Below are 10,100 nucleotides of genomic sequence, written 5' to 3' on the forward strand. Positions count from 1 at the left end.
TCACCCTCGCAGACTTGGGCGCGAACCCAGCCATCCTCGGCCACACAGGTTTTGCCGCTTTGCCGCATCTCTGAAGCACGGCTGCTCGGGCTCAGTGGGCCCGACGCACGACTGAGCGATCAGCGAACCGCGTTTCCTCGACCCGCATGGCGACAAACGGCTGTGGTGCCTTGTGAGACAAGCTGATTGGCAATCCCCAGTAACCGCCTCCGTGAACTGGCTCGACGCGCGGCCGATCCGCCAGAATGCGTGGGGGGGTAGTCGCCATCGAACCGCTGCCATCCGGCACAGCCCGGCTCGCGGACGCCGAACTCGTTGCCGGACGGTCGGCCCGAACCCTCAAGAGAATTTTTTACCGCGTCGGTCGCCGCATCGCTGAGCGCGATGAGCCTTCGGCGACGTCGCCGGTCGCGGGCCGGCGCCGGGATGCTGATGCGGCGTTCGCTGCGGGAGCGCGGTGTGTCGAAATGCTTGCCGCGCGGCACGATTGGGTAGCGCGCGGCTCAGCGGAGTGCTAGCCGGTCAGTTCAAGCCGAGCTGTTGCATGGCGGAACCGTCCGCGCCTCGGCGGGGGCCTTCGGGCATGCGCGGGACGGCGGGTTGGGCGCCTGTTTGCGCGGCGGCCTGGGCCGCGGCTTGCTGGGCCTGAGCCTGAGCTTGGGCCTGGTGGGCCGCGGCGAGCTGTTCGGCCAGTTCCTGTGGGAGCACCACGGGTAGAGGCTCGCGGACGGGCAACGGGTCGTCGCCGCGGCGAACCACGGTCTCGCGCAGGATGGCTCGGGCCGCCGTGACCAGCGGGCTGCCGTCGTTGGACGCGCCCGAGGGGCCCGCCGCGACCAGCCGCACCATCCAACGCGGGCCGTCGACCCCGATGAACCGCAGGTCGGCACCCTCGGTGACGGCGAGCAACTCGCGGCCCCACGGCCCGGTCTCCACCGCGACCCGCGCGCCGTCGTTGCGCAGCGAATCGGCGAGATCGGCGGCCACCGTGCGCCATTGGCCCGCCGACTTCGGGGCCGCGTAGGCCGCGACGGTGAGCCTGCCGTGCTCGGTGGCCAGGTGCACGGCCTGGGGCGTGCCGTCCGGCGTCATCTCGACCTGCAGCTGACCGCCCTGCGGCACCGGCAGGATCACCGAGCCGAGGTCGAGGCGCTGATCGGTGACCCGCTCGAGCAGGTCGGCGACGTCCTTGAAGTCGTACGGGCCCGAGCCCGCACCCGCGTCGTCGTAGTTCGCGCCGACCACCGGATGTTCATCGGTGTCGTAATCGTCTTCGTCGTACTCGTCGACCGAATCGTAGTCGTCGTCCGCGTACCGGTCTTCGTCGACGGACCGCTTCTTCTTACCGAAAATTCCCATCACCCCTCCTCGGCGGCGGTCAAACTCGCGTGGCCGCCGCTAGAGCCGTAACCGCCCGCACCGCGCGCGGTTTCGTCGAGCGTGTCGACCTCGACGAAGTCGACCAGTTCCACCCGTTGCACCAGCAGTTGCGCGATCCGGTCGCCCCGGCGCAGCTCGATCGGCGTGCGCGGATCGTGGTTGATCAGGCACACCTTGATCTCGCCCCGGTATCCGGCGTCGACCGTGCCGGGAGTGTTCACCACCGAGAGCCCGGTCTTGGCCGCCAGCCCCGATCGCGGATGGATCAGGCCGACCGTGCCGACCGGCAGCGCCACGGCGACACCGGTGCCGACCAGCACCCGCTCGCCCGGCTCCAGGATGACGTCTTCGGTGGTGCACAGATCGACGCCCGCGTCGCCGTGATGGGCGCGCGCGGGTACGGGGATGCCGGGATCGAGCCGCAGCAACGGAATGGGCGCCGGCGCGTTCACGACCGCACCGCACAGGCGCTCGGCCTCGCCGTGAGCGTGGCTGCTGTCTCCATGGTTCGCTCCCTCACGTTGGTCGAGCCTACGCGTTGACCAGTCGGTGTCGTGAATTAGTGTTGAACCGTGTCGGACCAGCCCAACCCCGTGACGATGGACGAGAAGAAACAGACCGCGCGGCCGTACCGCGAGCGCCTCTGGGTGCCGCTGTGGTGGTGGCCGGTGGCCTTCGCCATCACCGGGTTGCTGGCCGCCGAAATTCACATGGGCGCACCGGGTTTGCGGGCCTGGCTGCCCTACGTGCTGCTGTTCCCGGTGCCGGTGTGGGTGCTGCTGTGGCTCAGCAGGCACCGCGTGGAGGTCGCGCCGGACGCGTCGGGCACGCCGGAACTGCGCGTCGACCGCGCCCACCTGCCGGTGAATTTCGTGGCCCGGGCGGCCGTCGTCGCCCACACGGCGAAGAGCGCGGCGCTGGGTCGCCAGCTCGACCCCGCCGCGTATGTGCAGCATCGACCGTGGATCGGGCCGATGGTTCTGCTCGTCCTCGACGACCCGGACGATCCGACGCCGTACTGGCTGGTCAGTACGCGCCATCCCGAACGGGTCCTGGCCGCGCTGGGGCTGCCCAGCGCGGGCTGATCATCTCGCGAACCAGCTCAAGCCGCGCAGTCCATGCAGATCAGCTGGCCGCCCTGCTCGCTGGCCAGTCTGCTGCGATGGTGCACGAGGAAGCAGCTGGAGCATGTGAACTCGTCGGCCTGCTTCGGGATCACCCGAACGCTCAGCACTTCCTCGGACAGATCCGCGCCGGGAAGCTCGAACGACTCCGCGGTATCGGATTCGTCGATGTCCACGACGGCGGACTGTGCCTCGTTACGACGAGCCTTCAGCTCCTCCAGCGAATCTTCCGACACATCGTCGGTTTCGGTGCGCCTCGGTGCGTCATAGTCGGTTGCCATGTCGTCTTCCCCTCGTCCTTACTTCAAATATCCCGGACCGGCTCGCTCACACCGATTCCTTCCGGAACCGCCGTGACTTGCGCCGCCCCGCCGGTGGTGCACGTCACACGTACACCGCTCGCCCATCAGGTCGGATCGAGCTGATCCACTCCGGATAGCGCTCGGTAAACGCAGGACATGCCCTTCTTGTTCCCGCGACCGACCACCAATTTCGCCACCGGCGATTCGATCTGGGCCGCCAGACAATAGCGGACCCCCGGACAAAAGTCGCAATCAAAACACAGACGATTCGAAACCGACGGGTAATCGACACCATCCGTCGAACACACCGAGACCTCCTGCGGACATTCACCGCCCGTGACGGGCAGCCAGAGCCGACGGGAACTGGTGGCCGGACGCTTCTCGGACGATGCCGTCACCGGTTCGTCATGATCGTCCGACCAGCTCCCGCGGCCCGCACACCACGGGATTCGCGCACCACGGCTCGCCCGGCTGGCCTGGCGTCCGCGAGAGGCGCCACTCTTTCGTAGAGTGTGCTGGTGGTTTCACTGATCACCGAAGGCCGCTCCGTGGATTCCCAGGGCAGGCCCTTCCTCCGACGGCGCCCGCAGCCCTGGCTCATCATGCTCGGCATCGTCACGCTGATCTGCACGATCGTGTGGGTCAAGGCGTTGACGACGACCGAACACGACAGCAGCGCGATGGCGTGCAACTCGCCGAGCCCGGCCACCGAGCCGGGCGCGCAACCGGCGGCGACGCTGGGCCAGCGGGTCGGCCCCAGCCGCCTGCAGGACGTGGAACCGGCCCCGCTCTCGGCCAGCAGAGTGCGCGTGCTCAACGCCAACAACCAACGCGGCCAGGCCGCGCACGTCGCCGCGCAGTTCGGCGACCTCGGGTTCGCCAGCGCACCCGGGACGCAATACGGCAACGATTCGGTATACGTCAACGGCGACCTCGAGTGCATGGGCCAGATCCGCTTCGGCGTGAACGGCCGCCCGGCCGCGGCGTCGGTGCAACTGGTCGTGCCGTGCGCGGAACTGATCGAGGATCAGCGCGCCGACGAGACGGTCGACATGGTGCTCGGGTCGCTGTTCCGCGATATTCGGCCGAGCAACGACGCCGAGGAGGTGCTGCGGTCGCTGAAGAACCCGGCGCCGGGCGGGAGCACCTCGATCGACATCAAACTCTTGGAAGCCGCCAGACAAGCCCACTGCTAACCCGCCTCTCCGCGTATTCAGGCCAGATCTAGGTGGGCTGTGCGGTGACGTTGGCGGCCGGCGGTTCGGTTGGGGGCGGGTTAGCCCGTGCCCGGGGAGTTACCCATGTTCTTGCGAGATCAGTTGTCTCGCAAGAACATGGGGTGGTTTCGTCGCCGTTTGAGGGCTAGTAGCCGCTCGGGTGACTCGTAGCGGCTTGGGGTCCCTCGTGTGCACTTTGGGGTGGCTCGTAGCGGGCTTAGTCCCTGGTCTGCACTCGGAGTGGCTTGTAGCGGGATTGGCCCCTCGTCTGCACTTGAGCTAGCACGTATGGGCTTGGGTCCGTTGGGCTTGGGGCCGTTGGGCTTTGGGTCGGTCGGAAGTTGTCGGCGGTTCCCCGAGTTGTCAGCGGTCGGGAATGGGGTCAGTGGCGCCTACTCGATGGAGTAGGGCGAAGAGTTCGTCGGCGATGCCGGGGGCGGCGGCTATGACGAGGTCGCCGGCTGAGCCGGGGGCGGTGGCGGGTGGGAGGGTCAGGTGGGCGCCGGCTTCGGCGGCTATGAGGGCGCCCGCGCCCCAGTCCCAGGCGTTGAGGCCGTGTTCGAAGTAGGCGTCTACTCGGCCCGCGGCTACGTGGCAGAGGTCGAGGGCGGCGGCGCCGAAGCGGCGGATGTCGCGGATGTGCGGCAGGATCTCGCCGATCAGCTCCGCTTGCCGGGCGCGGCGATGCTTGCCGTAGGCGAAACCGGTGGCCACGAGGGACATGGCGACCGTTTCGACGGGGGTGCAGCTCAGGTGCTCCACCGCGCCCTCCGAGTCGACACGGATGGCGCCGAGGCCCAGTCCGGCGCTGTAGGTGGCACGCCGCGCGACGTCGACCACCGCGCCCGCGACGGGGCGGCCGCCGCGCATCGCGGCCACCGAGACCGCGTAGCCGGGGATGCCATACAGGAAATTCACCGTGCCGTCGATTGGGTCTATTACCCAGTGCACGACGTCGGCGGCGGAGTCGGCGAGGCTGCCGCCGCCCTCCTCGCCGAGGATGGGGTCGCCGGGGCGTTGCTCGGCGAGCAGGCCGCGGATCAGGTCTTCGGTCTCGGTGTCGACGACGGTCACCGGGTCGGTCGGGTGGCCCTTGGCCTGCACGGCGCCTTCGGCGGGTCCACCGGCCTGACCGAAGACCTCGGGGCGGCGGGCGCGCACGTGCGCCGCGGCGGTTTCGGCTAGATCGACGGCGACTCTGCGCAGTTCGGCCTCGTCGCCGCGGGCGACGATGATCTCGGAGGTGTAGTCGGACACGGGTGATGAGGTTTCCGGCACGCCCCCATCGCATCACAGATCCTCGCGAACGCGCAGCATCGATCGCGCATTACTCTTGTCGTGCACGACACAACGCCGTCGTCGGGCACACCACCGCATCGCTGCTCGCGACACCGGGGGAAGCCTTGTGCCGGTGTTGTGCTCCACACCGGCCAGCACAGGAACGAGGGCTCAAGTCATGTCCGCTCGGGGGCACGCATTCGGCATCGATATCGGCGGCAGCGGCGTCAAGGGCGGCGCGGTCGATCTGGCGACCGGCGAGCTGGTCCACGACCGCATCAAGATCGCCACACCGCAGCCCTCGACCCCGCAGGCCGTCGCCGACGCGGTGGCGAAACTGGTCGCCCAGGCCCAGTGGGACGGACCGGTCGGCATCACCCTGCCCTCGGTGGTGCTCGACGGCGTCGCGCGCACCGCGGCCAACATCGACAAGGCCTGGGTCGGCACCGACGCGCGGGCGCTGTTCACCACCGCGCTGGACGGCCGCCCGGTCACCGTGCTCAACGACGCGGACGCGGCGGGCCTCGCCGAGGACCGCTACGGCGCGGCAAAGGATTTCGACGGGCTCGTGCTGTTGCTGACCTTCGGGACCGGCATCGGCTCGGCCCTGCTCTACCAGGGCACGCTGGTGGCCAACAGCGAACTCGGCCACCTGGAGGTCGGCGGCATGGAGACCGAGCACCGCGCCGCCGCCTCGATCAAGGAGCGCGACGGACTGTCGTTCGAGCAGTGGGCCGCGGAAGTCAGCACCGTGCTGATCGGCCTGGAAAACCTCTTCTGGCCGAAGGTGTTCGTCGCGGGCGGCGGCATCAGCCGCGACGCAGACCTGTGGATTCCGTTGCTGACCAACCGAACTCAGGTGATCCCGGCGCATCTGCGCAACACCGCGGGCATCGTCGGCGCGGCGATGGCCATCGACGCGGGCATCGCGCCGTGACGGTGCCCCGCCACCGCGCGACACCGGACGGTATACGGTGTTGAACTTGCGGCATGCATGGGGCCTGCGCCGGTTACACGGTGCTGCCACCTCCGGCCCTGACATGCATGCCGCGGTGGTCGCGCGGCGAGCGAGCGCTTCCGGCGTTGCTCGTATGTGGCGACGCCGAACTCGCGAAGCGCCGCCTCATGCAAGGTGGCCATAGGTACCCTGGTTAGATCGTTACAATGGAACGTGCCCGGCTCGTTCACGACCGGAGAAACCCGACCGGCCCTCCGCCGGTGAAACCCGACAGACCGCTCCGCCGGAAGACCACTCTGGCGTGACGCCGCACGAGACCGTCACGAAAGGGCGTACGTGGTAGCCACGAATACCCGTCAGACCGCCGATTCGGCCGAGGCCGACTCCGCAGATGTAACCGAAGCCCGGCCGGTGCGCAAGGCGGCTGCCGCGAAGAAGGCCCCGGCCAAGAAGGCCGCCGCCAAGAAGGCGCCTGCCAAGAAGGCGGCCGCCAAGGCGACGAAGGGTCCCGCCAAGAAGGCCGCCACCAAGAAGGCGGGTCCGGACGGCGAGCCCGGGGCCGACGACGCCCTCGACGACGAGGCCGTCGATATCGAGGATCTGGGCGATCTCGAGGTCTCCGAGGACGATCTCACCGAGGACGCCGAGGACCTGGTCGTCGAGGAGGTCGCCGAGGCCGCCGAGGAGGAGGTCGAGCCCTCCGCCGCCGACAAGGCCTCCGGCGACTTCGTCTGGGACGAAGAGGAATCCGAGGCGCTACGGCAGGCCCGCAAGGACGCCGAGCTCACCGCCTCGGCCGACTCCGTGCGCGCCTACCTCAAGCAGATCGGCAAGGTCGCGCTCCTCAACGCCGAAGAGGAGGTCGAACTCGCCAAGCGGATCGAGGCCGGCCTCTACGCGGCGGAGAAGGTGCGCGAGTTCACCGAGCAGGGCGAGAAGCTGCCGGTCGCGATGCGCCGCGACTACACCTGGATCGTCCGCGACGGCAACCGCGCCAAGAACCACCTGCTGGAGGCCAACCTCCGACTGGTCGTCTCGCTGGCCAAGCGCTACACCGGCCGCGGCATGGCGTTCCTGGACCTGATCCAGGAGGGCAACCTGGGTCTGATTCGCGCCGTCGAGAAGTTCGACTACACCAAGGGCTACAAGTTCTCCACGTACGCCACCTGGTGGATCCGGCAGGCCATCACCCGCGCCATGGCCGACCAGGCCCGCACCATCCGCATCCCGGTGCACATGGTCGAGGTCATCAACAAGCTCGGCCGCATCCAGCGCGAACTGCTCCAGGATCTGGGCCGCGAGCCCACCCCGGAGGAGCTCGCCAAGGAAATGGACATCACGCCGGAGAAGGTGCTGGAGATCCAGCAGTACGCGCGTGAGCCCATCTCGCTGGACCAGACCATCGGCGACGAGGGCGACAGCCAGCTCGGCGACTTCATCGAAGACTCCGAGGCCGTGGTCGCGGTCGACGCGGTGAGCTTCACGCTGCTGCAGGATCAGCTGCAGTCGGTGCTGGAGACGCTGTCCGAGCGCGAGGCCGGCGTGGTCCGGCTGCGCTTCGGCCTCACCGACGGCCAGCCGCGCACCCTCGACGAGATCGGCCAGGTCTACGGGGTCACCCGCGAACGCATCCGGCAGATCGAGTCCAAGACCATGAGCAAGCTGCGCCACCCCAGCCGCTCCCAGGTCCTGCGCGACTACCTGGACTAGGGTTCGTTTCGACGCCCGCATTCGTCGGACCGCCTCGCGCGGACGACGGATGCGGGCTTTGTCGTTCCGGGGAACGGATGATCTGCGGCGAATGCGAGATTCGTTGTTCCCAGGGAATGGATGATCCGCAGTGGATGCAGGCTTCGGCGTTCCCGAGCAACAGATAGTCTGCGGCGGAGGCGGGCTGCGTCGTTCCTTGGGAGATGAACTGCGGCGGAGGCGGGCTGCGTCGTTCCTTGGGAGATGGACCGCGGCGGAGGCGGGCTTTGTCGTTCTCACGGGCATAATCTGGGGCGGAACGAGGCTTCGTCGTTTTTATCGGCCGGGATGATCTTCGGTGGGCGCGGGCGGGCTGAGGTGAGGCGGCGGCTATTGTGGTTGTGCCACATGGTGTTGTCTCTCGTTTGGTCCGGCTCCACCCCGATCATGCCTGGAGGACAAGTGCGTGTTCTGCGTTCCCTGTTCGTCATCGTCGCGGTCACCGCGGTGCTGGTGGTGGTCGGTTTCGTTGTCCGTGCTCAGGCCGCGCCGACTCCGACGCCCGGAGTGCACGAGGTCGAGGTGACCGACTCCGACGAGAAACTGGTCAAGCAGGCCGCGGCGCGCGCGAAGAGCGCGGCGGCACGCGCCGACGCCGCGATGAAGGCCAGTCGCAACCATCGGTTGTAAACCTCTGTGCCGCAACGTTTTTCACCCAGCCACAGAGGCACAGCCGACGATCGAGCGAGCGGCCCAAACCGTCGTCGGTAACGCTCAGCGGGGCAACGACTTTCGAGCTCCGGCACGCCTGGCGATGAACACCCCGGCATCGGGCCGGTGGCCGTGGTGCCCGCCGATACCGTCGAATGCCAAGGGCGGGTAGCCCCACGGCAGGCGCGCTGATTCCACCGCGCACACGCGCGAAGGCCAGCCAGTAGCCGACCCTCGATTCGGACACGGCAGACTGAACCACTGTGGTTGCCTCCGCCCCGGTCCGGTTTCGGTCACCCTGGACTCAGACCATCGATCTGCGGACCGAACTGCGCGTCGTGTGGCGCTGGCTCCGTCGGCCAGGCCTGGTGCGTCGCGTACTGCCCGCCATCCGCGAACACCTCGGCGCGGCCCCGGCCACCACCGCCTACGCCTTCACCGTCTTCGTCACCTGGTGGACGCTGCGGGGCGTGGGCGACTCCGTGGAACGCCGGCTGATCTTCTCGGCCTCCACCAACCTCTACAACATGCGCCACAACCCGGTGCAGGTGCTGGTCGCCTCGGCGTTCTGGACCGACGGCGGCTTCCCGTGGAGCACCATCGCGGGCTTCCTGATCGTGATGGCCTACGCGGAACGCTGGCTCGGCACCACCCGATGGATCATCCTGTTCGCCACGGGGCACATCGGCGCGACGCTGCTCACCGTCACCGGCATCTCGCACGCTATCGAACGCGGCGTGATCCCGCTCAAGGTGGCCGTGGCCGCGGATGTCGGCACCAGCTACGGCTTTTCGGCGGTGCTGGCCGCGATGGCGTTCCGCTTCCGGGGGCTGGTCCGGGTGGTGTGGGCGGGCACGCTCATCGTGACACTCGCCGCGGCGTTGTGGATCGGTCCGACGTTCACCGACTATGGCCACTTGTGCGCGTGCCTGATCGGCCTCATGGTCGGCGCGCTGGCCACCGTGTTCGGCCGCTGGGTCGAGCGGAAGACCGCCGCGAAACCCGAGGCGGCTGCGGTCAGGGAGTGACGGAGGCCGGTTTGAACCGGCGCTGCACGAGCCCGACGACCGGCTCGACCACGCGCGCCGCGACCGGGCCGAGGACCGCCATCAGTAGCACATACGCCGAGGCGAGCGCCGCGAGTTCACCGTCGACACCGCCCATGGTCACCGCCAGGCCGGCGATGACGATGGAGAACTCGCCGCGCGCGACCAGGGCGGCGCCCGCCCGCGCGCGACCCATCGGCCGGATGCCCTGCCTGCTCGCCGCCCACCAGCCGGTCGCGATCTTGGTCAGCGTGGTGAGCACCGCGAGCGCCACGGCCCAGCCGAGCACGGGCGGGATGGCCTGCGGGTCGGTGGTGAGCCCGAACGCGACGAAGAAGATCGCGGCGAACAGATCGCGCAGCGGTTCCAGGAGTTTCGCGGCCTCGTGCGCGGTC

At 68.7% G+C, this 10,100-nt stretch carries 11 protein-coding genes; 6 read left to right on the forward strand and 5 right to left on the reverse strand.

What is annotated here, in order from left to right; all coding sequences use genetic code 11:
• Positions 1-522 precede the first annotated feature (522 nt).
• On the reverse strand, positions 523-1,353 hold the full coding sequence (locus ON39_RS20885) for a DUF3710 domain-containing protein (protein ID WP_040736846.1): 831 nt from the start codon (positions 1,351-1,353) through the stop codon (positions 523-525).
• A gap of 5 nt (positions 1,354-1,358) precedes the next feature.
• Positions 1,359-1,832, reverse strand: coding sequence for a dUTP diphosphatase (gene dut, locus ON39_RS20890; RefSeq protein WP_174412549.1), 474 nt, complete (start codon positions 1,830-1,832; stop codon positions 1,359-1,361).
• A 147-nt stretch (positions 1,833-1,979) separates the two neighbouring features.
• Between dut and ON39_RS20895 the strand changes: the two genes are divergently transcribed.
• Entirely contained in the window at positions 1,980-2,465 is a 486-nt protein-coding gene (locus ON39_RS20895) for a DUF3093 domain-containing protein (RefSeq protein ID WP_040736835.1), read from the forward strand.
• Positions 2,466-2,482: 17 nt separating this feature from the next.
• Here ON39_RS20895 and ON39_RS20900 read toward each other — a convergent pair whose 3' ends face one another.
• Positions 2,483-2,785 (reverse strand): DUF4193 domain-containing protein, encoded by a 303-nt coding sequence (locus ON39_RS20900; RefSeq protein WP_040736837.1) that lies wholly within the window; start codon positions 2,783-2,785, stop codon positions 2,483-2,485.
• Positions 2,786-3,324: 539 nt separating this feature from the next.
• Between ON39_RS20900 and cei the strand changes: the two genes are divergently transcribed.
• Positions 3,325-4,002 carry an envelope integrity protein Cei gene (gene cei / locus ON39_RS20905; protein WP_040736850.1) on the forward strand — a complete coding sequence of 226 codons (678 nt, stop codon included), beginning with the start codon at positions 3,325-3,327 and terminating at the stop codon, positions 4,000-4,002.
• 384 nt (positions 4,003-4,386) lie between these two features.
• On the opposite strand, the gene ON39_RS20910 is transcribed toward cei, so the two are convergent.
• A complete protein-coding gene (locus ON39_RS20910) occupies positions 4,387-5,301 on the reverse strand; it encodes an inositol monophosphatase family protein (protein WP_373283714.1) in 915 nt (304 codons plus the stop codon).
• A gap of 178 nt (positions 5,302-5,479) precedes the next feature.
• Here ON39_RS20910 and ppgK point away from each other — a divergent pair, with 178 nt between their 5' ends.
• The 4 genes from ppgK (at position 5,480) to ON39_RS20930 (ending at position 9,687) form a co-directional block, all read left to right on the forward strand.
• A complete protein-coding gene (gene ppgK, locus ON39_RS20915) occupies positions 5,480-6,238 on the forward strand; it encodes a polyphosphate--glucose phosphotransferase (RefSeq protein WP_040736838.1) in 759 nt (252 codons plus the stop codon).
• Between the two features lie 357 nt (positions 6,239-6,595).
• Positions 6,596-7,969 (forward strand): RNA polymerase sigma factor, encoded by a 1,374-nt coding sequence (locus ON39_RS20920; protein WP_040736840.1) that lies wholly within the window; start codon positions 6,596-6,598, stop codon positions 7,967-7,969.
• A 441-nt stretch (positions 7,970-8,410) separates the two neighbouring features.
• Entirely contained in the window at positions 8,411-8,638 is a 228-nt protein-coding gene (locus tag ON39_RS20925; RefSeq protein ID WP_040736842.1) for a hypothetical protein, read from the forward strand.
• A 284-nt stretch (positions 8,639-8,922) separates the two neighbouring features.
• Positions 8,923-9,687 (forward strand): rhomboid-like protein, encoded by a 765-nt coding sequence (locus ON39_RS20930; RefSeq protein ID WP_040736844.1) that lies wholly within the window; start codon positions 8,923-8,925, stop codon positions 9,685-9,687.
• Here ON39_RS20930 and ON39_RS20935 read toward each other — a convergent pair.
• Positions 9,677-10,100 (reverse strand): cation:proton antiporter (locus ON39_RS20935; RefSeq protein ID WP_040736845.1); only part of this gene is annotated, 424 nt, incomplete at its 5' end. The two genes, ON39_RS20930 and ON39_RS20935, sit on opposite strands and share 11 nt — an antisense overlap.

It is taken from the genome of Nocardia tenerifensis NBRC 101015, assembly GCF_000308715.1.
GTDB classification, from domain to species: domain Bacteria; phylum Actinomycetota; class Actinomycetes; order Mycobacteriales; family Mycobacteriaceae; genus Nocardia; species Nocardia tenerifensis.

What these genes read in the sequence shown, in the direction of transcription:
- ON39_RS20895 (WP_040736835.1), top strand. Translation starts at nt 1,980, where the DNA reads ATGGACGAGAAGAAACAGACCGCGCGGCCGTACCGCGAGCGCCTCTGG.
- ON39_RS20900 (WP_040736837.1), bottom strand. Translation starts at nt 2,785, where the DNA reads ATGGCAACCGACTATGACGCACCGAGGCGCACCGAAACCGACGATGTG.
- ppgK (WP_040736838.1), top strand. Translation starts at nt 5,480, where the DNA reads ATGTCCGCTCGGGGGCACGCATTCGGCATCGATATCGGCGGCAGCGGC.